Source organism: Dyella sp. 05T440 (assembly GCF_056395965.1).
The window spans coordinates 71,815-97,230 of the sequence record NZ_JBFTKN010000006.1 but is presented as its reverse complement, the minus strand read 5'-3'; the positions used below and the strand labels follow the sequence as shown (position 1 = coordinate 97,230).

The 25,416-nt window shown below is 63.5% G+C and carries 21 protein-coding genes and 1 tRNA gene; 18 read left to right on the top strand and 4 right to left on the bottom strand.

What is annotated here, in order from left to right; translation table 11 throughout:
• Nucleotides 1-2: 2 nt before the first annotated feature.
• The 17 genes from nuoL to gyrA all read left to right on the top strand — a co-directional run bounded on the left by nuoL (nt 3) and on the right by gyrA (nt 21,724).
• A complete protein-coding gene (gene nuoL / locus AC1DE1_RS09735) occupies nt 3-2,084 on the top strand; it encodes an NADH-quinone oxidoreductase subunit L (protein WP_477178218.1) in 2,082 nt (693 codons plus the stop codon).
• A 13-nt stretch (nt 2,085-2,097) separates the two neighbouring features.
• The gene (locus tag AC1DE1_RS09730; RefSeq protein WP_477175978.1) at nt 2,098-3,606 is read left to right on the top strand and encodes an NADH-quinone oxidoreductase subunit M; all 1,509 of its coding nucleotides are present in this window, start codon (nt 2,098-2,100) and stop codon (nt 3,604-3,606) included.
• 12 nt (nt 3,607-3,618) lie between these two features.
• Nucleotides 3,619-5,058, top strand: a complete 1,440-nt coding sequence (gene nuoN, locus AC1DE1_RS09725) for an NADH-quinone oxidoreductase subunit NuoN (protein ID WP_441604071.1) — start codon at nt 3,619-3,621, stop codon at nt 5,056-5,058.
• Nucleotides 5,059-5,182: 124 nt separating this feature from the next.
• Nucleotides 5,183-5,259, top strand: a tRNA-Met gene (locus tag AC1DE1_RS09720).
• A 222-nt stretch (nt 5,260-5,481) separates the two neighbouring features.
• Complete coding sequence (locus AC1DE1_RS09715) at nt 5,482-5,997, top strand: ribosome maturation factor RimP (RefSeq protein ID WP_441604072.1); 516 nt, start codon at nt 5,482-5,484, stop codon at nt 5,995-5,997.
• Between the two features lie 49 nt (nt 5,998-6,046).
• The gene (gene nusA, locus AC1DE1_RS09710) at nt 6,047-7,552 is read left to right on the top strand and encodes a transcription termination factor NusA (protein ID WP_441604073.1); all 1,506 of its coding nucleotides are present in this window, start codon (nt 6,047-6,049) and stop codon (nt 7,550-7,552) included.
• 125 nt (nt 7,553-7,677) lie between these two features.
• The gene (infB, locus tag AC1DE1_RS09705) at nt 7,678-10,554 is read left to right on the top strand and encodes a translation initiation factor IF-2 (RefSeq protein WP_477175977.1); all 2,877 of its coding nucleotides are present in this window, start codon (nt 7,678-7,680) and stop codon (nt 10,552-10,554) included.
• A 193-nt stretch (nt 10,555-10,747) separates the two neighbouring features.
• Complete coding sequence (gene rbfA, locus AC1DE1_RS09700) at nt 10,748-11,143, top strand: 30S ribosome-binding factor RbfA (protein WP_441604075.1); 396 nt, start codon at nt 10,748-10,750, stop codon at nt 11,141-11,143.
• Between the two features lie 129 nt (nt 11,144-11,272).
• A complete protein-coding gene (truB, locus tag AC1DE1_RS09695; protein WP_477175976.1) occupies nt 11,273-12,205 on the top strand; it encodes a tRNA pseudouridine(55) synthase TruB in 933 nt (310 codons plus the stop codon).
• Between the two features lie 145 nt (nt 12,206-12,350).
• Nucleotides 12,351-12,620, top strand: coding sequence for a 30S ribosomal protein S15 (gene rpsO / locus AC1DE1_RS09690; protein WP_102304155.1), 270 nt, complete (start codon nt 12,351-12,353; stop codon nt 12,618-12,620).
• Nucleotides 12,621-12,703: 83 nt separating this feature from the next.
• Nucleotides 12,704-14,809, top strand: a complete 2,106-nt coding sequence (gene pnp / locus AC1DE1_RS09685; RefSeq protein WP_477175975.1) for a polyribonucleotide nucleotidyltransferase — start codon at nt 12,704-12,706, stop codon at nt 14,807-14,809.
• 343 nt (nt 14,810-15,152) lie between these two features.
• Entirely contained in the window at nt 15,153-16,214 is a 1,062-nt protein-coding gene (locus tag AC1DE1_RS09680) for a poly(R)-hydroxyalkanoic acid synthase subunit PhaE (protein ID WP_477175974.1), read from the top strand.
• A 9-nt stretch (nt 16,215-16,223) separates the two neighbouring features.
• Nucleotides 16,224-17,291, top strand: coding sequence for a class III poly(R)-hydroxyalkanoic acid synthase subunit PhaC (gene phaC, locus AC1DE1_RS09675; protein ID WP_477175973.1), 1,068 nt, complete (start codon nt 16,224-16,226; stop codon nt 17,289-17,291).
• A 31-nt stretch (nt 17,292-17,322) separates the two neighbouring features.
• Nucleotides 17,323-17,508: a PspC domain-containing protein gene (locus AC1DE1_RS09670; RefSeq protein WP_121880953.1), complete on the top strand. Its 186-nt coding sequence runs from the start codon at nt 17,323-17,325 to the stop codon at nt 17,506-17,508.
• 62 nt (nt 17,509-17,570) lie between these two features.
• A complete protein-coding gene (mtnA, locus tag AC1DE1_RS09665) occupies nt 17,571-18,584 on the top strand; it encodes an S-methyl-5-thioribose-1-phosphate isomerase (RefSeq protein ID WP_477175972.1) in 1,014 nt (337 codons plus the stop codon).
• A complete protein-coding gene (locus AC1DE1_RS09660; protein ID WP_441604081.1) occupies nt 18,581-18,991 on the top strand; it encodes a GtrA family protein in 411 nt (136 codons plus the stop codon). The genes mtnA and AC1DE1_RS09660 overlap by 4 nt, the downstream gene beginning before the upstream one ends.
• Nucleotides 18,992-19,129: 138 nt before the next feature.
• Nucleotides 19,130-21,724, top strand: coding sequence for a DNA gyrase subunit A (gyrA, locus tag AC1DE1_RS09655; RefSeq protein WP_477175971.1), 2,595 nt, complete (start codon nt 19,130-19,132; stop codon nt 21,722-21,724).
• A 54-nt stretch (nt 21,725-21,778) separates the two neighbouring features.
• Here the strand turns inward: gyrA and AC1DE1_RS09650 are convergent, their stop codons facing one another.
• Together AC1DE1_RS09650 and AC1DE1_RS09645 are read right to left on the bottom strand one after the other, a co-directional pair.
• Nucleotides 21,779-22,159, bottom strand: coding sequence for a DUF427 domain-containing protein (locus AC1DE1_RS09650; RefSeq protein WP_477175970.1), 381 nt, complete (start codon nt 22,157-22,159; stop codon nt 21,779-21,781).
• A 112-nt stretch (nt 22,160-22,271) separates the two neighbouring features.
• On the bottom strand, nt 22,272-22,751 hold the full coding sequence (locus AC1DE1_RS09645; protein WP_477175969.1) for a redoxin family protein: 480 nt from the start codon (nt 22,749-22,751) through the stop codon (nt 22,272-22,274).
• A gap of 224 nt (nt 22,752-22,975) precedes the next feature.
• On the opposite strand from AC1DE1_RS09645, the gene AC1DE1_RS09640 reads away from it, so the two are divergent.
• On the top strand, nt 22,976-23,884 hold the full coding sequence (locus AC1DE1_RS09640; protein WP_441604085.1) for a DnaJ C-terminal domain-containing protein: 909 nt from the start codon (nt 22,976-22,978) through the stop codon (nt 23,882-23,884).
• Nucleotides 23,885-23,949: 65 nt separating this feature from the next.
• Here the strand turns inward: AC1DE1_RS09640 and pilH are convergent, their stop codons facing one another.
• Together pilH and AC1DE1_RS09630 are read right to left on the bottom strand one after the other, a co-directional pair.
• Nucleotides 23,950-24,315 carry a twitching motility response regulator PilH gene (pilH, locus tag AC1DE1_RS09635; RefSeq protein WP_477175968.1) on the bottom strand — a complete coding sequence of 122 codons (366 nt, stop codon included), beginning with the start codon at nt 24,313-24,315 and terminating at the stop codon, nt 23,950-23,952.
• A 72-nt stretch (nt 24,316-24,387) separates the two neighbouring features.
• Entirely contained in the window at nt 24,388-25,395 is a 1,008-nt protein-coding gene (locus AC1DE1_RS09630) for an oxidoreductase (protein WP_441604086.1), read from the bottom strand.
• Between the last annotated feature and the right edge of the window lie 21 nt (nt 25,396-25,416).

Genomic DNA, 25,416 nt, shown 5'->3' with positions numbered 1-25,416 from the left:
CGATGGAATTGTCTACCTCCATTCTGCTGACCATCGCCCTGGCACCGCTCGTCGGCTGCCTGCTGGCGGGCTTCTTTGGTCGCTTCATCGGTCGCGCCGGTTCGCACAGCGTGACCATCCTGGGCGTGGCGATCGCCTGCGGCCTGTCGTTCTACGTGCTGTACCAGCTCACTACGGGCGGCGCGCCGATCTATAACCAGAACATCTACACCTGGTTCGAGATCGGCAACTACAGCGCCCACGTCGGCTTCATGATCGATCGCCTGACCGCCATGATGATGGTGGTGGTAACCTTCGTGTCGCTGCTGGTGCACATCTACACCATCGGCTACATGGCCGACGACCCGGGTTACCAGCGCTTCTTCAGCTACATCTCGCTGTTCACCTTCTCGATGTTGATGCTCGTGATGAGCAACAACTTCATGCAGCTGTTCTTCGGCTGGGAAGCGGTAGGCCTGGTGTCGTACCTGCTGATCGGCTTCTGGTACAAGCGCCCGACGGCGATCTTCGCCAACCTCAAGGCGTTCCTGGTCAACCGCGTGGGCGACTTCGGCTTCCTGCTCGGCATCGCCGGCGTGCTGTATTTCCTGGGCACGCTGGACTACACCACGGCGTTTGCCGCGGCGCCGGGCCTGGTGGGCAAGACCCTGCAGATCACCCAGAACACGCATTGGGATGCCGCCACCGTCATCTGCATCTGCCTGTTCATCGGCGCGATGGGCAAGTCCGCCCAGGTGCCGCTGCACGTGTGGCTGCCCGATTCGATGGAAGGTCCCACCCCGATCTCGGCACTGATCCACGCCGCGACCATGGTGACCGCCGGCATCTTCATGGTGGCGCGCATGTCGCCCATCTTCGAACTGTCGGAAACCGCACTCAGCTTCGTGATGATCATCGGCGCCACCGGTGCGCTGTTCACCGGCCTGATCGGCATCGTGCAGAACGACATCAAGCGCGTCGTGGCGTACTCCACGCTGTCGCAGCTGGGCTATATGACGGTGGCGCTGGGCGTGTCGGCCTATGCCGGCGCCGTGTTCCACCTGATGACGCATGCCTTCTTCAAGGCGCTGCTGTTCCTGGGTGCCGGCTCGGTGATCATCGCCATGCACCATGAGCAGGACATGCGCTACATGGGCGGCCTGCGCAAGTACATGCCGATCACCTGGATCACCATGTGGATTGGTTCGCTGGCGCTGTGCGGCGTGCCGTTCTTCGCGGGCTTCTATTCCAAGGACGCGATCATCGAAGCGGTGGGCGAGTCGCATCGCTGGGGTGCCACCTACGCTTACTTCTGCGTGATGGCCGGCGCCTTCGTGACCGCGCTGTACACCTTCCGCCAGATGTACCTGACCTTCCACGGCAAGGAACGCTTCGTGGTGGTGCACGATCATGGCCACGGTCATGATCACGCTCACGGCCACGACGAGCACGCCGCGCACGACGAGCACCATCATGTCTCGCACAAGGATGACCACGGTCATCACGAGCAGGGCATCATGCACGAGACGCCGAAGGAGTCGCCGTGGGTGGTGTGGCTGCCGCTGATCCTGCTGGCGATCCCGTCGATCATCGTGGGTTTCATCGCCATCCAGCCGCTGCTTTTTGGCGAGTGGTTCGGTTCGGCCATCCACGTCAATGAGGCGAACAACGTCCTGGGCGAGCTGGCCAAGGAGTTCCACGGTTCGCTGGGCATGGCGCTGCACGGCTTCACGCAGTTGCCGTTCCTGCTGGTGCTGACCGCGTTTGCGATCCAGACCTACATCTACCTGTTCAACCCGTCCGTGGCCGATCGCATCAAGAACGCGCTCAAACCGATCTATAACCTGCTCAACCACAAGTACTGGTTCGACGCGGTGTACTTCATCGTCTTCGCACGCGGCGGTATGGCGCTGGGTCGTGCCCTGTGGAAGGGCGGCGATGCGGCGGTTATCGACGGCGTGCTGGTCAATGGTTCGGCGGGTCTGGTCGACCGTATTGCAGGTGGTATGCGTCGCCTGCAGTCCGGCTATCTCTATCACTACGCCTTCGCGATGATTCTCGGCCTTATCCTGCTGCTTGGCGGGTATTGGCTGGTCGGGCAATAAGGGAACCTGCTCCATGTTCAATCATTTGCTCAGCCTGCTGATCTGGCTCCCCGTGGTGGGTGCCATCCCGGTGTTGCTCGCCGGCTCCGGTCGACCCAACGCCGCGCGTTGGATCGCCCTGGCGGTCGCCGTGCTCACCTTCGTGCTCAGCCTCTACATGCTGCCGATGTACAACGCGGCAGACGCCACCAAGCAGCTTGGCGAAAGCCATGTATGGATCGCCTCGCTGGGCGTCCACTACAACCTGGCGGTCGACGGCATTTCGGTGGCCCTGATCCTGCTGACCAGCTTCGTCGGCATCCTGGTGATCGTGGGCGCGTGGGAGGTCATCCAGACCAATCCGCACCAGTACATGGCCGCCATGCTGGTGCTCGAAGGCCTGATGATCGGCGTGTTCTGCGCCACCGACGCGTTGCTGTTCTACGTGTTCTTCGAGGCCATGCTGATCCCGATGTTCATCCTCATCGGCGTCTGGGGTGGTCCGCGTCGCGTGTACGCCACGCTGAAGTTCTTCATCTACACGTTCTTTGGCTCCATCTTCATGCTGGTGGGCCTGATCTATCTGTACCTGAAGGCCGGCTCGTTCGACCTCGCCACGCTGGCGGCGCTGCCGCTCAGCATGAAGGAGCAGACCTGGCTGTTCTTCGCGTTCCTGATCGCGTTTGCCGTGAAGGTGCCGATGGTGCCGGTGCATACGTGGTTGCCGGACGCCCACGTGGAAGCGCCGACCGGTGGTTCGGTGGTGCTGGCCGCGGTGATGCTGAAGATCGGTGGCTACGGCTTCCTGCGCTTCTCGCTGCCGATCACGCCGGACGCCGCCGATGCGTATGCCTGGGTGGTGATTGGCCTCAGCCTGATCGCGGTGGTCTACATCGGCTATATCGCGCTGGTGCAGGAGGACATGAAGAAGCTGGTGGCGTATTCGTCCGTGGCGCACATGGGCTTCGTCACGCTGGGCATCTTCATCGCCTTCATGCTGGTGCGCGGCAGCAACAACCTCGATGCCGCCAAGCTGGGCATGCAGGGTGCGATGGTGCAGATGATTTCGCACGGCTTCGTCTCGGGCGCGATGTTCTCGTGCATCGGCGTGCTGTACGACCGCATGCATACGCGCCAGATCAAGGATTACGGCGGCGTCATCAACGTGATGCCGTGGTTTGGCTTCTTCTACGTGGTGTTCGCCATGGCCAACAGCGGCCTGCCGGGTACCAGCGGTTTCGTGGGCGAATTCCAGGTGATCCTGGCCAGCTTCCAGGCCAATCCGCTGATCGCGTTCTTTGCCGCGTTCACCCTGATCATCGGCGCCGCCTACACGCTGTACATGGTCAAGCGCGTGCTGTGGGGTGACATCACCAATCCGCATGTGGCGGAGATGAAGGACCTCAACGGACGCGAATGGTTTGTACTGGGCGCGTTCGCCGCAGCCGTGTTCGCCCTGGGCATCTGGCCGCAGCCGCTGATCCATCTGATGGATTCGTCGGTCACGCAGCTGGTGACCCAGCTTGGCAACCACAAGATCTAAGCAGGACTGATCATGCCGAATTTCAATGACATACTGATCCTGTTGCCGGAGTTCTATCTGGTGGCGGCAGCGTGTTTGCTGCTATTGCTGGATGCCTTCATGAAGCCCGAGCAGCGCCCGGTGCTGCACTGGCTGTCGATTGCCGTGCTGCTGGTGGCCATCTACCTGGTGGTCGCCGGCCAGCCCAGCCAGGCGGTCACCGCGTTCAACGGGATGTTCATCCGCGACGGCGTCTCGGAGATCCTAAAGGTCTTCTCGCTGCTCACCACCGTCCTGGTGTTCTTCTACGCCAAGCCCTATCTGCAGGACCGCAAGCTGTTCGTGGGCGAGTTCTACACGCTGACCATCTTCGCAGTGATCGGCATCATGCTGCTGGTCTCGGCCGGCAACCTGATCATGGTGTACCTGGGCCTGGAACTGCTTACGCTGTCGTCGTACGCGCTGGTCGCACTCAACCGTGATTCGCGCCTGTCCTCGGAAGCGGCCATCAAGTACTTCGTGCTGGGCGCACTGGCCTCGGGCATGCTGCTGTACGGCATGTCCATGGTCTACGGTGCCACCGGCACGCTCGACCTCGTGCGCCTGCACATGGCCGCCGGCCACACGGGCATGCCGCATCTGCTGGTGTTCGGCCTGATCTTCATGATCGTGGGTATCGGCTTCAAGCTCGGTGCCGCGCCGTTCCACATGTGGATCCCGGATGTGTACCAGGGTTCGCCGACCGCGGTGACCGTCTTCATCGGTTCCGCGCAGAAGCTCGCGGCGTTCGGTATGGCCTACCGTTTGCTGGCGTCGGGCCTGGGCGACCTGTCCCAGCATTGGCAGCTGATGCTGGCGTGCCTGGCGGTGCTGTCGCTGGCGATCGGCAACATCGTTGCCATCGTGCAGACCAACCTCAAGCGCCTGCTGGCCTACTCGACCATCTCGCACATGGGTTACCTGCTGGTCGGCCTGGTCAATGCCGGTCCGGAAGGCTATGCCTCGTCGCTGTTCTATGCGATCAGCTATGCGATCACCAGCGCCGCAGCGTTCGGCATGATCCTGGCGCTGGCGCGTGCCGGCTTTGAGTGCGAAGAGATCGACGATCTCAAGGGCCTCAACCAGCGCTCGCCGTGGGCGGCGTTCCTGATGATGCTGGTGATGTTCTCGCTGGCCGGCGTGCCGCCGCTGTTCGGCTTCTTCGGCAAGCTGCTGGTGTTCCAGGCGGCGATCCATGCCGGCTTCCTGTGGCTGGCCCTGGTCGGCGCGGTGTTCGCCATCATCGGCCTCTATTACTACCTGCGCGTGGTCAAGGTGATGTACTTCGACAAGCCGGTGGAAGGCACCGAAGTGCATCTGCAGAAGGACGTCTCGGTGCGTCTGGTACTGTCGTTGAACGTGCTTGCGCTGCTGGTGCTCGGCATCGTCTGGGGCCCGCTGTTCGGCTGGTGCCAGAGCGTTTTCGTCGGTTGATGATTGCTTGATTTTTGGGCGTCGCGGCCGCATCTCCGTGACGCTTTCTTGTCGATGAAGTGAAATTAGTTAGCGAAAAGGCTTGCAAGAATTCGGCCATCTCGCTAATCTTTGCGGACTCTGATGCGGGGTGGAGCAGTCTGGCAGCTCGTCGGGCTCATAACCCGAAGGTCGTAGGTTCGAATCCTACCCCCGCTACCAGATCTTTCTTAGAACAAGAAAGCCTCCTCGTGAGGCTTTTTTGTTGGGCGCAAGGAAGCGTCGCACGTGCGTCACAAGCCGCTTAGATGCTGGCTGCGCCCCAGGTGCCCCGAAAGAGTCTGGATGGGTCGGGACATCGGCGAGACGCTCTATTTTTAGAGCATGGAATGGGCCGCTTGAGCCCATTTTTTGTTTCTGGCGATCAGTAACGGTAGGGCAATCATGGATACGCAGGCACTGGCTCAACGCTTTACGGAAGTTCTGGCCGATCTGGGCCTGGAATGCATCGGCGTGGAGTTCACCCCGTCGCAGGGGCAGAGTACCCTGCGTGTCTTCCTCGACACCGAGGGCCGCGAGATCAACGTCGAAGACTGCGAGGCGGCCAGCCGGGAAATCTCGGCCATGCTCGACGTGGAAGATCCGATTCCGGGGCATTACGTGTTGGAAGTTTCGTCGCCCGGCATCGACCGTCCGCTGTTTACCGCGGCGCAGTTCGCCAAGGTGGCGGGAACGGAAGTGAAGATTTTGCTCAAGGCGCCCATGGAAGGACGTCGCCGCTTGCGCGGCAAGGTGATCTCGGTCGAAGGCGAGCGGATCTCGCTGGAAGCCGAAGGCAAGACCTTCGAGTTCGACCATGACGCGGTGGAAAGCGCGCGCGTGGTGCCCGACTGGGTGGCGCTCGGTTATGTGCCGCAGCCCAAGCCGGGTAAAGCCCCGGGCAAGAAGGCCGCGAAGTAAATCAACTTAAAACCGATGGGGCGCCGGCGGCGTCTACGGAGTTGCTGCAATGAGCAAAGAACTTTTGCTGGTGGTTGACGCGGTTGCCAATGAAAAAGGCGTGCCGCGTGAAGTGATTTTCCAGGCCATGGAAGCGGCTCTCGCGTCCGCCGCCAAGAAGCGCTATCCGGATGAAGATCCGGATGTCCGCGTGGTCATCGATCGCCACTCCGGCGATTACGAAACGTTCCGTCGTTGGGAAATCATCGCCGACGACGGTGAGATGGAATCGCCTTACCACCAGGTGCGCCTGATGGACGCCGTCGACGAGCGCGAAGACGCTGAGGTCGGCGAATACATCGAGCAGCAGGTCGAGAACGCCGAATTCGGCCGCATCGCCGCCCAGGCCGCCAAGCAGGTGATCGTGCAGCGCGTGCGCGAAGCCGAGCGCATGCAGGTGGTCGACGCCTTCCGCGAACGCGTGGGCGAGCTGGTTACCGGCATCGTCAAGCGCGTCGAGCGCGGCAACGTCTATCTGGACCTGGGCAGCAATGCCGAGGCCTTCATCCCGCGCGACCGCACCATTCCGCGCGAATCGGCCCGTGTCGGCGACCGCGTGCGCGGTTACCTCTACGAGGTGCGCTCCGAAGCCCGCGGCCCGCAGCTGTTCGTCTCGCGGGCCGCACCGGAATTCATGATCGAGCTGTTCAAGCTCGAAGTGCCGGAAGTGGGCCAGGGCCTGGTCGAGATCAAGGGCTGCGCCCGCGATCCGGGCGACCGCGCCAAGATCGCCGTGGTTGCGCACGACACCCGCACCGATCCCATCGGCGCCTGCATCGGCATGCGCGGTTCGCGCGTGCAGGCCGTGTCCAACGAGCTCAATGGCGAGCGCGTGGACATCATCCTGTGGCACGAAAACCAGGCCCAGTACGTCATCAACGCGATGGCGCCGGCCGAAGTGCAGTCCATTATCATGGACGAAGAGAAGCACTCGATGGACATCGCCGTCGCCGAGGACAAGCTGTCCCAGGCCATCGGTCGCGGTGGCCAGAACGTGCGCCTCGCCAGCAAGCTCACCGGCTGGCAGCTCAACGTGATGACGCAGGACCAGGTCGCCGCCAAGAGCGAGGCCGAACAGGAAGCCGCACGCCAGCTGTTCATGGAAAAGCTGGAAGTGGACCAGGAGATCGCCAACATCCTCGTGCAGGAAGGCTTCTCCAGCGTCGAAGAAATCGCCTATGTGCCGAGCGCCGAGCTGCTGGCCGTGGAAGGTTTCGACGAAGACATTGTTGAAGAGCTCCGCGCCCGCGCCCGCGACGCGCTGCTCACCGAAGCACTGGCCGTGGAAGAGGGCATCGACGAGCATCAGCCGTCCGATGAACTCCTGCATCTGCCGGGCATGGACGAGGCCACCGCATTTGCGCTGGCTTCGCGTGAAGTGGTCTCGGTGGACGATCTGGCCGACCTCGCGGTTGATGACCTGATCGACATCGATGGCATGGACGAGGAACGCGCTGCGGCGCTGATCATGGCAGCACGTGCGCCGATGATCGCTCGTCTGGAGAAAGGTGGCTAACCGCGGGCGGTAGCGCTCTGGAAGAGCGCACCGAGGAGGGCTGAGATGCCTCCACCATGGATGGGTTGGCTGTGCAGGCGAAGCCGCACGGACGTTAAGCGCGGGAACGGCGGAGAAAGAACACGATGTCGGACGTAACGATCAAACAACTTGCCAAGGTACTTGGCATGCCGGTGGACAGGCTGCTTGGGCAGCTGGGCGAAGCTGGTATGAAATTCTCCGATCCGGAGCAGATCATCAGCAGCACCGAAAAGGTGAAGCTGCTGGGCTTCCTGCGCCGTACCCATGGCAAAACCGAGATCAGTCCCGCGGAAGCGGACGACAGCTCGCCCCGCCAGATCACCCTCAAGCGCCGCAAGGTCAGCGAGCTCAAAGTCGCCACGCCGGGCGGCCGCGGTGCCGCTGCCAGCGCCAAGACGGTGAACGTCGAAGTGCGCGCCAAGCGAACCTACGTCAAGCGCAGCGTCATCGCCGAAGAAGCGGGCAATGACGTCGAGCGCGAAGACGCCGTGCGCAAGCTGCAGGAATCTCAGACGCAGCGCGACCACGAAGAAACCGAGCGCCTGGATGCGGATCGCCGCCGCCAGGAAGAAGCCCAGCAGCGCGCCGACGAAGCTCAGCGCCAGCGCGAGGCTGAAGAAGAACAGCGTCGCCAGCAGGCCGAGGCTGAGGCCGCTGCACGCGCCAGGGAACAGCAGGAGCGCCAGGTGGCCGCCGAAGCTGCCTCTGCCCCCGCACGCAGCGAGCCGACGCCGATGGTGGCCGAGCCGGTCAGCGCCGAGGCTGCCGACAAGCAGGCACCGGTCGAACAGTCGGTCCAGCGCATCGATCACAGTGCGCTGGGCATGATCGTGCCGACCATCCACGAGCCGCGTCGTCGCGAGAAGAAGGTCGTGGTTGTGGCCCCCGCGCCCGCGCCGGCCCCTGCGCCCGCTCCGGCGGCAGCAGCGCCCGCCGCAGCTGCAGCCCGCACGCCGGGTGCCCCCAATGCTGCGGCTGGCGCCGCGGCACCGGCCGGCAGCAGCAACAAGACCCGTTATGCCCGCGAGCGCGAGGAAGGCCCTGGTGGCAAGCGCTTTGCGGCAGGCGAGATGCACCTGAGCGACGCCGACCGTGCGCGCCGCTCCAGCAACAACAAGCGTGGCGGCAAGTCCGGCCGTGGCCCGAGCCGCGATACCTCGCGGTATAGCAGCCCGTCCTCCAGCGGCCCGCATGGCTTCACCCGTCCCACCGCTGCGGTGGTGCGTGAAGTCGTGATCGGTGACCACAACGTGGTGGCCGATCTGGCCAACAAGATGGCGGTCAAGGGTTCGGAAGTGGTCAAGGCCCTCTTCAAGATGGGCGTGATGGCCACCATCAACCAGACCATCGACCACGACACCGCGGTGCTGGTGGTCGAAGAGCTGGGCCACACCCCGGTGGCGGCAAGCGAGAACAACGCCGAAGCCGCGCTGGCTGCCCACACGCAGAACGCCGAGCTCGAGGGCGAGAAGAAGCCGCGTCCGCCGGTGGTCACCATCATGGGCCACGTCGACCACGGCAAGACCTCGCTGCTCGATTACATCCGCCGCACCAAGGTCGCCTCGGGCGAAGCCGGTGGCATCACGCAGCATATCGGCGCGTACCACGTGGAAACGCCCAAGGGCGTGATCACCTTCCTCGACACCCCGGGCCATGCGGCGTTTACGTCGATGCGTGCCCGCGGCGCCCAGTCCACCGATATCGTGGTGCTGGTCGTGGCAGCCGACGACGGCGTCATGCCGCAGACGGCCGAAGCCGTGCAGCATGCACGCGCCGCCAAGGTGCCGCTGATCGTGGCGCTCAACAAGATGGACAAGTCCGACGCCAATCCGGACCACGTCAAGCAAGGCCTCGGCAATCTGGAAGTGATTCCGGAAGAGTGGGGCGGTGACACCCCGTTCGTGGCCGTCTCGGCCAAGACCGGCATGGGCATCGACGACCTGCTCGACGCCATTTCGGTGCAGGCCGAAGTGATGGAGCTGACCGCCGTGGAAGATGGCCCCGCCTCCGGCGTGGTGATCGAATCCAGCCTGGACCGCGGTCGCGGCCCGGTGGCGACGGTGCTGGTGCAGCAGGGCACGCTCAAGCGCGGCGATTTCGTCGTCTGCGGTATCGAGTACGGCCGCATGCGTGCGCTGATCGACGAAGCCGGCAAGACCGTGCAGGAAGCTGGTCCGTCGATTCCGGTGCAGGTGCTGGGTCTGTCCGGCGTGCCGGAAGCCGGCGACGACTTCGTGGTGGTGGCAGACGAACGCCTCGCCCGTGAAGTGGCCGCCGAGCGCCAGCTCAAGCGTCGCGAAACGCGCATGGTCAGCAAGGCCAACCGCCTTGAAGACATCATGGCGCAGATGGCCCAGGGCGCCGAGCAGCAGACGCTCAACATCCTGGTCAAGGCCGACGTGCAGGGTTCGGTGCAGGCGCTGCGCGAATCGCTCAGCCAGATCGGCAACGAGAACGTGAAGGTCAATGTGATCGCCGCCGGCGTCGGTGGCATCACCGAGTCCGACGCCACGCTCGCCGCCGCCTCCAAGGCGCTGGTGATCGGCTTCAACGTCCGTGCGGATGCTTCGGCGCGCAAGGTGATCGATACCTCGGGCCTGGATGTCCGCTACTTCTCGATCATCTATGACGTGATCGACCAGGTGAAGCAGGCCGCTTCGGGTCTGCTTGGCAAGGAGATTCGCGAAGAGATCATCGGCATCGCGCAGGTGCGTGAAGTGTTCCGCAGCTCCAAGTTCGGTGCAGTGGCCGGTTGCATGGTCATCGAAGGCACGGTCAAGCGCAGCAAGCCGATCCGCGTGCTGCGCGACAACACGGTGGTCTTCCAGGGCGAACTGGAATCGCTGCGTCGCTTCAAGGACCTGGTCGACGAAGTGCGCAACGGCATGGAATGCGGTATCGCCGTGAAGCAGTACAACGACGTCAAGGCCGGTGACCAGATCGAATGCTTCGAGCGTATCGAGGTTGCCCGCACGCTGTAACAGTGGCCGGTCCGCACGTCGGGCCGACCCTCGCAGTGGTGGTATTGAGGCGGGCGGTGTGGATGACCACATCGCTCGCTTTGTTTTTCAGGACACGCCGTGCTGGCGTGCTCTAAATGGATGAGTGCGGCCAGGGACGGCCGCTTTTTGACCTTCGCGTTCACGGATGAACGCAAACACCTAGGAGTGCGTCATGCCCTCACGCGATTTCAAACGTACCGACCGCGTCGGCGCCGAACTGCGCCGCGAACTGGGCCTGCTGGTCCATGCCGCCGTGCGCGATCACGGCCTGCCGTTGATGAGCGTGTCGGACGTGGAAGTCACCCGCGATCTCGACTGGGCCACGGTGTGGATCACGGCCTTGCAGCCGGAGCGTTCCGTTGAAGCCATGAAGGCGCTGAAGGAGCTGGCGGTGGAATTCCGCCGCGAGCTGTCGCGCTCGATGCGCCTGCGTCGCGTGCCTGAGCTGCGTTTCAAGTACGACGATTCGGTCGACAAGGGCGAGCGCATCGAGAGCCTGTTGCGGCAGGAGGCTGCACGCATGCCGGCTGCCGATGAGGAAGGCGAGGGCGAAGGCGAGAAGGGCTGAGCGTCGGCTTCCTATCTCGCCTCGACATTCGTCTCTTCCCCACGTCATTGCGGCCTGCGCCGGAACGACGGTGAGGGTATAGGCGGCGCACATGCCAGATGTAGAACAGGCTCCATGAGTAAAACTTCCATGAAGCGGAAGATTCGATTTCGCGACCTGCACGGCATCGTGCTATTGGACAAGCCGCTGGAGTTGAGCTCCAACGCGGCCCTGCAGCTGGTCCGCAAAGGTATTTTCCGGGCGGAGAAGGGCGGCCACACCGGCGCGCTCGATCCGCTGGCCACCGGCCTGTTGCCGCTGTGCTTCGGCGAGGCGACCAAGCTGGCCGGCATGCTGCTGGGCTCGCGCAAGGCCTATCTGGCCGAGTGCCGGCTGGGCGCCACCACCTCGACCGCGGATCTCGAAGGCGAGATCGTGCTGGAGCGGCCGGTGCCCGCGCTCACCGACGACGCTATCGAAGCTTCGCTGGCCAAGCTGCGCGGACGTATCACCCAGGTGCCGCCCATCTATTCAGCCATCAAGCTCGACGGCGAGCCGCTGTACGTGAAGGCGCGTCGCGGCGAGGCCGTGGATGTGCCCTCGCGCGAGGTAGAGGTCTACCGGCTGGAGGTGGTGTCGCGTACCCACGACAGCCTCACGCTTTACGTGGAATGCGGCTCGGGGACCTATGTGCGCAGTCTGGCCGTCGACCTGGGCGAGGACCTGGGCTGCGGCGCCCATCTGACGGCGTTGCGCCGGCTGTGGGTCGAACCGTTCCGGGAGCCGGCCATGGTGACGGTGGAGCAGCTGCAGGCGGCGCTGGAGCAGGGCGACGATGTGCTGCTGCCGCTCTTGCTGCCGGTTTCCGCGGCCCTGGCCGATCTGCCCGCCATGCACCTGGACGCCGAGCGCAGCCTGGCTGTCTCACAGGGCCAGCAGATTCCGGTGGATCCGGCCCTGACCGGTCGGCATGCCGTATTCGCCGACGACGGTCGCCTGCTTGCCCTGAGCGAGGCGGTGGGCGGGAAACTGTGCATCGTGCGGGGTTTTAACCTGCCCGCAGATGGCAAACATAAGCACTGACTATGACGGTCTTGTTGTCATAGGGCTCCGGTCGCTACAATACGGAGCTTGTTCCAGACTTTTCATTCATCTAGGCGAAGCTTGCGCAACGTCACCCACGTGATGTTGCGCAAGCTTCGCACCGCTTTTTTAGGAAGAGATACCAATGTCCCTTACCGCTGAACAGACCGGCAAAATCATCGCTGACTTCGGCCGCGTGCCGAACGATACGGGTTCGCCGGAAGTGCAGGTCGCCCTGCTGTCGGCTCGCATCGACCACCTCACCGGCCACTTCAAAGAGCACAAGCAGGATCACCATTCCCGCCGTGGCCTGCTGAAGCTGGTCAACCAGCGCAAGCGTCTGCTTGCCTACCTGAAGGATCGTGACCTGGCTCGTTACCAGGGCCTCATCGAGCGCCTCGGCCTCCGTCGCTAAGTGTTGGTGTTCGCGTTCATTCGTGATCGCGAAGATCAAAAAGCGGCCAACTCTGGCCGCACTTCCCAATTCAGGAAAAGACAGTGGCGAAAGTAACCAAGTCATTCCAGTTCGGTAATCACGAAGTCACACTGGAGACGGGCGAAATCGCCCGCCAGGCTTCGGGTGCCGTCATGGTCAGCATGGGCGGCACGGTTGTGCTGGTCACCGTGGTGGCCAATGCCAAGGCGAAGGAAGGGCAGGATTTCTTCCCGCTCACCGTCGACTACGTCGAGAAGTTCTACTCCGCGGGCCGTATCCCGGGTGGCTTCTTCAAGCGCGAAGGCCGCCCGACCGAGAAGGAGACGCTGACCTCGCGTCTGATCGATCGTCCGGTGCGCCCGCTGTTCCCGGAAGAGTTCAAGAACGAAGTGCAGGTCATCGCACAGGTCGTTTCGCTGAACCCGGAAGTCGACGGCGACATCCCGGCCATGCTGGGCGCCTCCGCGGCGCTGAGCCTCGCCGGCATCCCGTTCAAGGGTCCGATCGGCGCTGCCCGCGTCGGTTACGCCAACGGCAAGTACCTGCTCAACCCGACCGCCACCGAGCTGAAGACCTCCGAGCTTGACCTGGTCGTCGCCGGTACGGCCAACGCCGTGCTGATGGTGGAATCGGAAGCCAAGCTGCTGTCCGAGGAAGTGATGCTCGGCGCCGTGGTGTTCGGTCACCAGCAGCTGCAGGTGGCCGTCCGCGCCATCGCCGAGCTGGCCACCGAGGCGGCTCGTCCGTCCATGGCATGGTCCGCTCCGGCCCGCAACGAGTCGCTGATCGCCGCCCTCACCGGCGCCGTCGGCAACCAGCTGGAAGCCGCCTTCCAGGTGCGCGACAAGCTGCAGCGCCGCGACGCCATCGCCGCCATCAAGAGCGACGTGCTCGCTTCGCTGGCTGCCGATGTCGAAGCCAAGGGCTGGGACAAGGCCGAGCTGTCGAAGGAATTCGCCGAGCTCGAGTACCGCACCATGCGCGACGGCGTCCTCAAGACGAAGATCCGCATCGACGGTCGCAACCTGGACGACGTCCGCCCGATCTCCATCCGTGTCGGCGTGCTGCCGCGCACCCATGGTTCGGCACTGTTCACCCGCGGCGAAACCCAGGCGCTGGTCGTGACCACGCTGGGCACCACCCGCGATGCACAGATCATCGATGCGCCGGAAGGCGAGTCGAAGGATCCGTTCCTGTTCCATTACAACTTCCCGCCGTTCTCGGTCGGTGAAGCCGGTCGCTTCGGCGCGCCGAAGCGTCGCGAAATCGGCCACGGCCGCCTCGCCAAGCGCGGCGTGCAGGCCGTCAAGCCGAGCATCGAAGAGTTCCCGTACGTGGTGCGCGTGGTTTCGGAAATCACCGAATCCAACGGTTCCTCGTCGATGGCTTCGGTGTGCGGTTCGTCGCTGGCCATGATGGACGCGGGCGTCCCGCTGAAGTCGCCGGTCGCCGGTATCGCCATGGGTCTGGTCAAGGAAGGCAGCGACTTCGTCGTGCTGTCGGACATCCTGGGTGACGAAGATCACCTCGGCGACATGGACTTCAAGGTGGCCGGTAGCGCCGATGGCATCTCCGCGCTGCAGATGGACATCAAGATCGACGGCATCACCGAAGAGATCATGAAGGTGGCGCTGGAACAGGCCAAGCGTGGTCGTCTGCACATCCTCGGCGAAATGGCCAAGGTGATCAGCACCGCCCGCACCGAGATGAGCGAGTATGCCCCGCGCCTGCTCACCATCAAGATCCATCCGGACAAGATCCGCGAAGTGATCGGCAAGGGTGGCGCGACCATCCGCTCCATCACTGAAGAGACCGGCACCACCATCGATATCAGCGATGACGGCACCGTGATCATCGCCTCGGTCAACCGCGAAGCAGCCAACGCCGCCAAGGCGCGCATCGAGCAGATCGTCTCCGACGTCGAGCCGGGCCGCATTTACGAAGGCAAGGTTGCCAAGCTGATGGACTTCGGCGCGTTCGTGACCATCATGCCGGGCAAGGACGGCCTGGTGCACGTCTCGCAGATCTCCAGCGAGCGCGTGGAAAAGGTATCCGACAAGCTCAAGGAAGGCGACATCGTCAAGGTCAAGGTGCTCGAAGTGGACAAGCAGGGCCGTATCCGCCTGTCCATGAAGGCCGTGACCGAGGACGAAGGCACCAACGCCTAAGTCGTCGATCCAAGGTACCAACAGAAGCCCGGCGAAAGCCGGGCTTTTGCTTTAGAGCCTGTTGACGCTCTCCGCATGGCCCGGGCCGGGTCTGTTTGCACACAGGTCGGCGTCATCACTCAGTCGTGTACGGACGTACACTCCTTCGCTCTTCCTTGCCCTGAGCGCAAACAGCTCCCGGCGCGGGCCATGCGGAGAGCGTCAACAGGCTCTTGGGCCCTGCATGACTGCCCGCTGATGGTGCGCTGCGATGCGCTCGAGTTTGGGCCCGAACTAATGCGCTTTTTGCGTCCGTCGCAACAGGCTTTTGCTACGATGGCTTGAGCATGAAGAGGACGTGGGCATGGCCGACCCGGCGAATGACTTTCTGAAGGACTACCAGGCGATGGCGCAGCAATCCTGGGAAGCCTGGACACGCTATCTGCAGCAGCCAGCCGCTTCGGCGCCATTCGGTGCAGGAGCCTCGCCGTTCGGATCGATGGGCGCCGGCGACGACTTGATGGCGCGCAGCATGGCCGCGCTCAAGGGTTATGGCGACTGGTTGCAGGGTGCCGCGAGCAGTGGCCTTGGGCAGGGTCCCGCCGATTGGCAGCAGTCCTTGCAGCAGCTCTTTTCGTCGCTGGGCGGTCAGCCGTTTGCGCATGCTTTTGCCAGCATCGACAGCGAGTCTGCCAAGAGCTTCGCTCAGATGTGGCAGGGCTGGATGCAAACCAACCCGCCGAGCTTTGGCGGCATGAAGTTCGACGTCGAGCATATGGCCGCCTTTGGCTACACCCGCGAACGCCAGCGCATGCAGCAGGCGCTGGCGACGGCGATGCAGGATTACGCCGAGTGGGCCGGCAAATACCAGGCCCTGATCCAGCGCGCCAATACAGAAGGTTTTGAACGTCTGCAGTCCAAGCTGGCCGGGCTGGCCGAGTCGCCCAAGCAGATCGAATCGCTCAAGGCGCTCTACGACCTGTGGGTGGATGCGGCCGAAGAGGCCTATGCGCAGATCGCGCTGTCGGAAGAATTCCGCCATGCCTATGGCGAGATGGTCAATGCACAGGGCCGCGTGCGCCAGTTGCAGCAACAACAGCTCGATGCCTTGTGCCGCGAGATGGGTATGCCGACGCGCAGCGAGGTCACCGCGCTCGGCAAGCGCCTGCATGAGCTTCGTCGCGAGCTGCGTGAAGGCCGTGCACCGCAGCGCGAGGATGAATTGACGAGCCTTCGCGCCGAAGTGGCAGCGCTCAAGCGCCAGCTGGCGACCAAGCAAGAGACCGTCAAGCCGGTCGAGAAGAAGCCGCCGTCGCGCGGCACCAAGCGGGCCACGGAAAGCATCGACGTCAGCGGCTCGAAGAAATCATCTGCCGTGGCCGCCCGCAAGACCGTTGCGCGCGGCGTCAAGCGCACGCGCAAGTAAGGACTATTTATGCAACCACCGCTACGCCTCGATCCGGCCGCGCTGATGGGCGAAATCACCGCTTTCCAGCGCAAGCTGGCTGCGGGCATGGAGCATCTCAAGCGCCAGCTCGAGCCCGAATACGCCAATACGCCGCGCGAGCTGGTGTACCGCGAGGACAAACTCTCGGTGTGGCACATGAAGGGGCAGGGCAAGCCGACGGCGAAGTCGCCGACGCTGATCGTCTATGCCTTGGTCAACACCGTGTGGATGACCGATCTGCAGGACGATCGCTCGATGGTGCGCAACCTGCTCGAGCAAGGCGAAGACATCTACCTGCTCGACTGGGGCTATCCCGACGCCGCTGACCGTTGGCTGGGGCTCGACGATTACATCAACGGTTATCTCGACCGTTGCGTGGATGCTGTGAGCAAGCACGCGGGCGTGGACGCGATCAATCTGCTCGGCATCTGCCAGGGCGGCACGTTCTCGCTGTGCTACACCGCCACACACGGCGAGAAGGTCAAGAACCTGATCACCATGGTGACGCCGGTCGATTTCCAGACGCCGGACAATATGCTGTCGAGCTGGTCGCAGCAGATGGACGTCGATTTGTTTGTCGACACCATGGGCAATATTCCCGCCGAATTGCTCAACTGGGTGTATCTGACGCTCAAGCCGGTGCGCCTGAATCAGCAGAAATACGTGGGTCTGGTCGACATCCTCGACAATCCCAAGGAGCTGCAGAATTTCCTGCGCATGGAACGCTGGATCTTCGATTCGCCGGACCAGGCGGGCGAAGCGTTCCGCGAATTCATCAAGGACTTCTATCAGCAGAACAAGCTGATCAAGGGCGACCTGATCATCGGCGGCAAGCCGGTGGACTTGGGCATGATCACGCACCCCGTGCTGAATATTTTCGCCGAGCAGGATCACCTCGTGCCGCCGGATGCATCGCGCGCACTGCAGCAGCATGTGGGCAGCACCGACTACACGCAGATCGCGTTCAAGGGCGGCCACATCGGCATCTATGTGTCGGGACGCGCACAGCGCGAAGTACCGCCGGCTATCCATCAGTGGCTCAGTACGAGAAACTGAGCTTCATCCACCGCGACCACAGGGCACAGTCATGGAAAAGCGCCTGCATCGATCACTGACGGACCGCAAAATCGCCGGCGTCTGCGGCGGTATCGCCGAGTACCTCGGCTGGGATCCGACCCTGGTGCGCGTGCTGTGGATCGTGCTCACCTTCCTGGGTGGCTCGGGCATCGTGGCCTATCTGATTCTCTGGCTCGTCATGCCCGACGGCCCCTGACCTCCCGGTTGGCGCGCTGACGCGCCGCCGACTTTCGTTTTCATCGCTGGGTTTTGTGTTTTATGGATTACGACCGTTACGACCGCATCCGTGCCGTACAGTGGCAGGGTGACCATCTCCGTTTGCTTGATCAGCGCCTGCTGCCGCAGGAAGAACGCTGGATCGACTGCGCCAATGCCGCCGATGTCACCCAGGCCATCAAGGACCTGGCCGTGCGCGGTGCGCCGGCGATCGGCATTGCGGCGGCGTGGGGTGTGGTGCTCGCGGCCAGGCAGGGTCAACCGCTGGAACCGGCGCTGGCCATGCTGCGCGCGGCCCGTCCCACGGCCGTCAATTTGATGTGGGCGCTGGATCGGATGAAGTCGCGCATCGCCGCGGGCGCCGATGCTGCCGCACTCGAACGCGAAGCCCAGGCCATCCAGGACGAGGACCTCGCCGCCAATCGCCATATGGGCGAACTGGGTGCGGCCTTGATCGCGCCGCATTCGGGCGTGCTCACGCACTGCAATACCGGCTCGCTGGCGACGTCCGGTTTCGGCACGGCGCTGGGCGTCATCCGCGCAGGCGTGGCTGGCGGTCGCATCGAGCAAGTGTTTGCGGGCGAAACGCGACCGTGGCAGCAGGGCGCGCGCCTGACCATGTGGGAGCTGGTGCGCGACGGCATTCCCGCCAAGCTGATCGCCGACTCCGCCGCGTCGCATCTGATGCGTTCGGGTGCGGTGCAATGGGTGATTGTTGGTGCCGATCGCATTGCCGCCAATGGCGACACCGCCAACAAGATCGGCACCTACCAGCTCGCCATCGCGGCACGCCATCACGGCGTGAAGTTCATGGTGGTGGCGCCGTCGTCGACGGTCGATATGGCGACCGCGTCGGGCGACGACATCGAGATCGAACTGCGCGACTCGGCTGAGCTGTTGGCGGTGGCCGGCCGCCGCACGGTGGTGGAAGGCGCCGATGCGTGGAATCCGGTATTCGACGTGACGCCGGCCGAGCTCATCGATGCCATCGTCACCGAGCGCGGCGTGATCGAGCGTCCGACCACCATCGCCATGCAGGCGCTGTTTGGTCGATGAAGCTATCCCGGCAATTCTTCCTTTTCACCATCGGTGGCGTCATCGGCTTCATCGTTGACGCCGGCCTCGCCCAGGCCCTGGTGAGCTGGAATGGCTGGAATCCGTATTACGCGCGTCTGGTCTCCATTCCGTTGGCGGCCACCGCAACGTGGCTGTGGAATCGCCGGCAGACCTTCAAGCACAGCGAAAGCGGGCGCGGGCTGTTCTCCGAATGGCTGCATTGGATGGCGCTGATGGGCGTGGGCGCCCTGGTCAATTACGGCACCTATGCCGCGCTTTTGATGGGCTTTCCGATGCTGCACCGCTGGCCTGCCATCGCCACCGCGGGCGGTTCTTTCGTGGCTGCCGTGTTCAATTTCTCGACAGCGCGCCTGATGCTTTTCAAGGGCGCCAAAACGTCCGCGTAAGCCATTGATCCATATAGTGAAAATACTGTGAATCCCGCGTCAAACGTGGTACACTTCACAGGTTATCTCAAGGCAGCCCGCGCCTAGTTCCTGGGGGAGCGCGCCGGGGCCCTCTACCTTCATCATGGAAGCCGATTGATGGCAGAACTCGCCAAAGAAGTCATTCGCGTCAATATCGAAGACGAGATGCGTCAGAGCTACCTCGATTACGCCATGAGCGTGATCGTGGGACGCGCCCTTCCCGATGTCCGCGATGGTCTGAAGCCGGTCCATCGCCGCGTTCTGTTCGCCATGAACGAACTGGGCAATGCATGGAACAAGCCCTATAAGAAATCGGCCCGCGTGGTCGGTGACGTGATCGGTAAATACCATCCGCACGGCGATTCGTCGGTATACGACGCGATCGTGCGCATGGCGCAGCCGTTCTCGCTGCGCTACATGCTGGTCGACGGCCAGGGTAACTTCGGTTCGGTCGACGGCGACAACGCGGCAGCGATGCGATACACCGAGGTGCGCATGTCGCGCCTCACGCAGGAGCTGCTGGCCGACATCGACAAGGACACCGTCGACTTCGGTCCGAACTACGACGAAAGCGAACACGAACCGCTGGTGTTGCCCACCCGCGTGCCGAACCTGCTGATCAACGGTTCGGCCGGTATCGCCGTGGGCATGGCCACCAACGTGCCGCCGCACAACCTCACCGAGGTGGTGTCGGCCACCATCGCGCTGATCGACGAGCCCACGCTGTCGATCGACGATTTGATGCATTACATCCCCGGTCCGGATTTCCCGACCGCCGGCATCATCAACGGCTCGTCGGGCATCGTCGAGGCTTATCGCACCGGTCGCGGCCGCATCCTGGTGCGCGCGCGCGCCGAGATCGAGACCGAGTCGAACGGCCGCGAAACGATCATCATCCACGAGCTGCCGTATCAGGTGAACAAGGCTCGCCTGATCGAAAAGATCGCCGAGCTGGTCAAGGAAAAGAAGCTCGAAGGCATCAGCGAACTGCGCGATGAGTCCGACAAGGACGGCATGCGCGTGGTCATCGAGATCCGTCGCGATTCGATGGGCGACGTGGTGCTCAACAACTTGTTCCAGCAGACGCAGCTGCAGGTTACGTTCGGCATCAACATGGTCGCGCTGTTGGACGGCCAACCGCGTCTGTTGAACCTCAAGGACATCCTAGAGGCCTTCATTCGCCACCGCCGTGAAGTGGTGACGCGCCGTACCATCTTCGATCTGCGCAAGGCTCGCGCCCGCGCGCACATCCTCGAAGGCTTGACGGTTGCGCTGGCCAACATCGACGAGATGATCGAGCTGATCCGCACGTCGGCATCGCCGGCCGAAGCGCGCGAGCGCATGCTGGCCCGCAAGTGGCAGCCGGGCATGGTCGCCACGCTGCTCGAAGCGGCGGGTGCGGAAGCCTCGCGTCCGGAAGACATGGATCCGCGCGAAGGCCTCAAGGCCGAGGGTTATCAGCTGTCCGAAGTGCAGGCGCAGGAAATCCTCGCCATGCGCCTGCATCGCCTCACCGGCCTGGAGCAGGAAAAGCTGTCCGACGAGTACCGCCAGGTGCTGGAGACCATTCGTGGCCTGATCGAAATCCTGGAAGACCCGGCGCGCCTGCTGACCGTGATCCGCGACGAGCTTGAAGCGGTGAAGGAAGAATTCGGCGACAAGCGTCGCACCGAGATCCAGCATTCGCAGGAAGACCTCAACGTCCTCGACCTGATCGCGCCGGAAGACGTGGTCGTCACGCTGTCGCACACCGGTTACGTGAAGCGCCAGCCGGCCAGCACATATCGCGCGCAACGTCGTGGCGGCAAGGGTCGTTCGGCCTCCGCATTGAAGGACGAGGATTTCGTCGAACAGCTGTGGGTGGTCAACACCCATGACACGCTGCTCACCTTCACCAGCAGCGGTCGCGTGTACTGGCTCAATGTGTATCAGCTGCCGGAGTCCGGCCCGAACGCGCGCGGCAAGCCGATGGTGAACCTGCTGCCGCTGGGTCCGGGTGAAAAGGTCCAGGCGGTGCTGCCGGTGCGTGAATACACCGAAGACCAGTTCGTGTTCTTCGCCACTAAGCAGGGCACGGTGAAGAAGACGCCACTCACCGAGTTCGCGTTCCAACTGCAGAAGGGCAAGATCGCCATCAACCTCGACGAGGGCGATGCGCTGGTCAACGTCGCGCTCACCGGCGGCAACAGCGATGTGCTGCTGTTTGCATCCAACGGCAAGACGGTACGCTTCGACGAATCCGAAGTGCGCTCGATGGGCCGCACGGCCACCGGCGTGCGCGGCATCAAGCTTGGCGAAGGCGCCGAAGTGGTCTCGCTGATCGTTGCCGCCGAGGGCGATATCCTCACCGCGACCGAGCGTGGCTACGGCAAGCGCACCACGCTTGACGAGTTCCCGAAGAAGGGCCGCGGCACGCAGGGCGTCATCGGCATCCAGTGCTCCGAGCGCAACGGCAATCTGGTCGCTGCCATCCAGGCCAGCGAAGCGCACGAGCTGATGCTGATTTCCGACCAGGGCACGCTGGTGCGTACCCGCGTGGCGGAAGTCTCGCAGCTGGGTCGCAACACCCAGGGCGTCACGCTGATCCGCCTGCCGTCCGACGAGAAGCTGGTGAGCGTCGTGCGTCTCGATGCGGAAGTGGAAAACGGCGAAGTCGAGGGCGAAGAAGGCCCGATCGATGCCGCTCCGGAAGCACCTGCCGACGGCGAGTGAGCCTTGCTCGCTTGGTGAAAAAAACCCGGCTACGGCCGGGTTTTTTTTGCCTGGTTAGCCCGGCGTCACTTCGACTGCATCCACACGCGTGCCGTAGAACGCCACGTAGTCCTTGATCGGCGTCACCGGGTCATACGGATGTTCATACGTCCAAACCGCGTTCGTGCCGCGGTCGCCTGCGGAGGGAATGCTGAAGTAGGAAGCGTCGCCCTTGTACGGGCAATAGGTGTTGTGTTCCGTGCGTTCGAGCAGGGACATGTCCACATCCTCGCGCGGGATGTAGTGCACTACAGGATAGTTCGCTTCCTGCAGGCTCAGCGAACGTCGCGTATCGGCAACGACGCGATCTGCCACGCGCACGACGACGTGGTCTTTGCTCGGCGTCACCTCGATCGGATGATCGGGTCCGGGAATGCGCTGAACTCGGCTGGACATGGCGTGGCTCCGCTTTCATGGGAACTGAAGGGTCCAACGTTACTCGCCGTCACGACAAGAAACAGTGCAGCGGATGTTCAACACCTGGGACGCCGCACCAGCGGCGCCGTTATCAGCCCAGCGCTTCCAACATGGCTTCCGCGGTGGAAACGCGGAATTCGCCGGGCGCTTCGACCTGCAGCTGCTTCACCACGCCGTTCTCGGCATACAGTGCGAAACGTCGCGCGCGCAGGCCCATGCCGTAACCGCTGCCATCGAGTTCGAGCCCGAGCGCCTTGGTAAACGCACCGTTGCCGTCGGCGAGCATCCACATGCCTGCCGGCACGTTCTGCGAGGCGGCCCAGGCTTGCATCACGTAGGTGTCATTCACGGCCAGGCACATCACTTCCACGCCGCGCTGCTGGAACTCGGCGAAATGCTTCACATAGCCTGGCAGATGCTTGTTGGAGCAGGTGGGCGTGAAGGCGCCCGGTACGGCAAACAGCACGACCTTCCGGTCCGCGAACAGGGCGCCTGTCTGGGCGGGTTCGATGCCATCGTGGACGACGCGGATCTCGACGTCGGGCAGGGTGTCGCCGACCTGGATGCTCATGGCAGAGTGCCTGTGATGATGGGGAAGGAGGCGATGCTAGCGCCATGGGGCCGGCTTGTCGCCTTGAATCACGCCGTTTTCGCACCCATGTGGTCGACCATAGCGACGCAGGCGAGGCCTCGCCATGCGTGACCCATGCGAGCCGGGCGAAGGGTGCCGGCCGATGGGTGCAGATCGAACGTGCCGCCCGTGAGTCCGGGCGGCTGAATTGCCGGGGAGTGGCAGTGGAATTCAAAGATTATTACGACATCTTGGGCGTGAAGCCGGAAGCGACCGAGGCAGAGATCAAGACTGCCTATCGCAAGCTGGCCAGGAAGTTTCACCCCGACAAGAACAAAGACGCGGGAGCGGAAGAGAAATTCAAGGCAATCAACGAAGCCAACGAAGTGCTGCGCGACACCGAAAAGCGTCGTGCCTACGATGAGCTGCGCGCTGGCGGCTACCGCGGCGGCGAACAGTTCCGGCCGCCGCCGGGCTGGAACCAGAACCACGGCTTCGATTTCGGCGGCGACGGCGGCGGCGACTTCAGCGACTTTTTCGAAAGCCTGTTTGGCGGACGCGGCGGAGCTGGCCCCGGTCCGCGCGGCGCGCCACGCGCGCGTCGTGGCGGCGATGTGCATGCGCATGTGCAGATCGATCTGCAGACCGCTTTTGACGGCGGTCGCACGCGCCTGGCGCTGCAGGATGGCAGCGGTGGCGAGCGCGTATTGGAAGTAAAGATTCCAGCAGGCATCCAACCAGGTCAGGTGATACGTTTGGCTGGGCAGGGCCATAGTGGTTCGGGTGGCGCATCCAACGGCGACCTGCTGCTGGAAGTGGGCATACGCGACGATGGCCGCTTCCGTCTGGACGGCCGAAACGTGCTGCACGTGCTGCCGATTGCGCCTTGGGAAGCCGCGCTGGGCGCCACGGTGCCGGTGCCGACGCTGGCCGGTACGGTGGATCTGCGCATTCCGGCAGGCTCGCAGTCGGGGCGCAAATTGCGCCTGAAAGGCCGAGGGCTTCCGGGCGCGCATCCCGGCGATCAGCTGGTGGAGCTGTCGATACGCGCGCCGCTGGCCGACACTGATGCGCAGAAGAAGGCGTACGAAGCCTTGCGTGAGGAGTTTGGCGATTACGATCCGCGGCATTGAGCCCCAGCGATCCAACGAAAAACGGCGCCCGAGGGCGCCGTTTTTCATGAAGCCAGCCGCAGCGCTTACGCCGGCAGCAGTTCCTTCAGCGTGTTCACCAGCTCTTCCTCACGGATCGGCTTGGTCACGTAGGCCTTCGCGCCCTGGCGCAGACCCCACACCTTGTCCGTTTCCTGATCCTTGGTGGTCACCAGCACGACAGGGATGTGCTGGGTGTCCGGATCCTTGCTGATCGTGCGCGTGGCCTGGAAGCCGTTGAGGTTGGGCATCACCACGTCCATCAGGATCAGGTCGGGGCGCTCGCGCCGGGCAGCCTCCACACCGGCGGCGCCGTCCTCGGCGGTCAGCGCTTCATGCCCGAGCTTTTCGACGATGCGCTTGATGCCCAACAGCTGCGACGGCGAATCGTCGACGATCAGGATGCGTGCCATAAGGTGGAATTCCCCTTGTTGTTTCGTTGGATTCTATGACGCGGAGCCAGAGCTTCCAAGCTGAGCGTAAGCTCAGCTTGCGCTACCTACGCGTACTACGGTACGCCCAAACGAATCGCCCGCAAGCATGCGGGGAAATGCGTCGGGCAACTGCTCCAAAGTGACTTCGCGCGTGGCGATGCGCTCAAGATGTTGCGGTTTCCAGTCGCTGGACAGCCGTTCCCAGACGCGGTCGCGCAGGTCGCGCGCCGTGCCGGCGGAGGCAATGCCCAGCAGGCTGGCGCCACGGATGATGAAGGGCATTACCGTGCTTTCGAAGCCGATGCCGCCGGCATTGCCGCAAATGGCGACGTTGCCGTAGGGCGCGATCAACGGCAGCAGGCCGGCCAGCATGGCGCCGCCGACGTTGTCGAGCGCGCCACCGAAGCGCGCCGAATCCATCGGCTTGCCGCTGAAAACGAGCTGGTGGCGATCGATGCACTCGGCGGCGCCGAGGTCGCGCAGGAAGTCGAAATGGGACGCCTTGCCGCTGATCGCATGCACGGCGTAGCCGGCGCGCGTGAAGATATCGATGGCCAGCATGCCCACGCCGCCGCTGGCGCCGGTGACGGCGAGCGGGCCCAACGCAGGCGTCTGGCGGTTGTCTTCCATGCGCAGCAGGGCAAGCGCGGCGGTAAAGCCGGCCGTACCGATGATCATGCTGTCGCGCAGGCTCAAACCCTTGGGCAGGTGGATGGTCCACGCCGAGGGCAGGCGGATGTATTCGCCATAACCGCCATCGCGCGTTTCGGACAGGCCACTGCCGGTGCAAAGCACGGCATCGCCTTCCTTGAAGGCCGGGTCGGTCGAGGCGACGACGGTGCCCGACACGTCGATGCCGCCATTGAGCGGGTACTGGCGGAGGATTTTGCCCTTGCCGGTGCCGGCCAAGGCGTCCTTGAAATTGATCGACGAATAAGCGACCTGCACCAGCACTTCGCCGGGGCTCAGCGCATCGGCGGCGAGGGTTTCGATGCCGCCGCGATAGCCGGCGTCGTCGTTATGGATACGGAAGGCGCGAAAGGCGCTGGGTGTACTCATGGCCAATCCTTAAAAGGCGTC

Excerpts from the sequence above, each read along its gene's own strand:
- rpsO (WP_102304155.1), top strand. The coding sequence starts at position 12,351 with ATGTCCCTTACCGCTGAACAGACCGGCAAAATCATCGCTGACTTCGGC.
- nusA (WP_441604073.1), top strand. The coding sequence starts at position 6,047 with ATGAGCAAAGAACTTTTGCTGGTGGTTGACGCGGTTGCCAATGAAAAA.
- AC1DE1_RS09670 (WP_121880953.1), top strand. The coding sequence starts at position 17,323 with ATGGAAAAGCGCCTGCATCGATCACTGACGGACCGCAAAATCGCCGGC.
- truB (WP_477175976.1), top strand. The coding sequence starts at position 11,273 with ATGAAGCGGAAGATTCGATTTCGCGACCTGCACGGCATCGTGCTATTG.
- AC1DE1_RS09715 (WP_441604072.1), top strand. The coding sequence starts at position 5,482 with ATGGATACGCAGGCACTGGCTCAACGCTTTACGGAAGTTCTGGCCGAT.
- rbfA (WP_441604075.1), top strand. The coding sequence starts at position 10,748 with ATGCCCTCACGCGATTTCAAACGTACCGACCGCGTCGGCGCCGAACTG.
- mtnA (WP_477175972.1), top strand. The coding sequence starts at position 17,571 with ATGGATTACGACCGTTACGACCGCATCCGTGCCGTACAGTGGCAGGGT.
- phaC (WP_477175973.1), top strand. The coding sequence starts at position 16,224 with ATGCAACCACCGCTACGCCTCGATCCGGCCGCGCTGATGGGCGAAATC.
- nuoL (WP_477178218.1), top strand. The coding sequence starts at position 3 with ATGGAATTGTCTACCTCCATTCTGCTGACCATCGCCCTGGCACCGCTC.
- gyrA (WP_477175971.1), top strand. The coding sequence starts at position 19,130 with ATGGCAGAACTCGCCAAAGAAGTCATTCGCGTCAATATCGAAGACGAG.
- infB (WP_477175977.1), top strand. The coding sequence starts at position 7,678 with ATGTCGGACGTAACGATCAAACAACTTGCCAAGGTACTTGGCATGCCG.
- AC1DE1_RS09730 (WP_477175978.1), top strand. The coding sequence starts at position 2,098 with ATGTTCAATCATTTGCTCAGCCTGCTGATCTGGCTCCCCGTGGTGGGT.
- pilH (WP_477175968.1), bottom strand. The coding sequence starts at position 24,315 with ATGGCACGCATCCTGATCGTCGACGATTCGCCGTCGCAGCTGTTGGGC.
- AC1DE1_RS09650 (WP_477175970.1), bottom strand. The coding sequence starts at position 22,159 with ATGTCCAGCCGAGTTCAGCGCATTCCCGGACCCGATCATCCGATCGAG.
- AC1DE1_RS09680 (WP_477175974.1), top strand. The coding sequence starts at position 15,153 with ATGGCCGACCCGGCGAATGACTTTCTGAAGGACTACCAGGCGATGGCG.
- nuoN (WP_441604071.1), top strand. The coding sequence starts at position 3,619 with ATGCCGAATTTCAATGACATACTGATCCTGTTGCCGGAGTTCTATCTG.
- AC1DE1_RS09660 (WP_441604081.1), top strand. The coding sequence starts at position 18,581 with ATGAAGCTATCCCGGCAATTCTTCCTTTTCACCATCGGTGGCGTCATC.
- AC1DE1_RS09630 (WP_441604086.1), bottom strand. The coding sequence starts at position 25,395 with ATGAGTACACCCAGCGCCTTTCGCGCCTTCCGTATCCATAACGACGAC.
- AC1DE1_RS09645 (WP_477175969.1), bottom strand. The coding sequence starts at position 22,751 with ATGAGCATCCAGGTCGGCGACACCCTGCCCGACGTCGAGATCCGCGTC.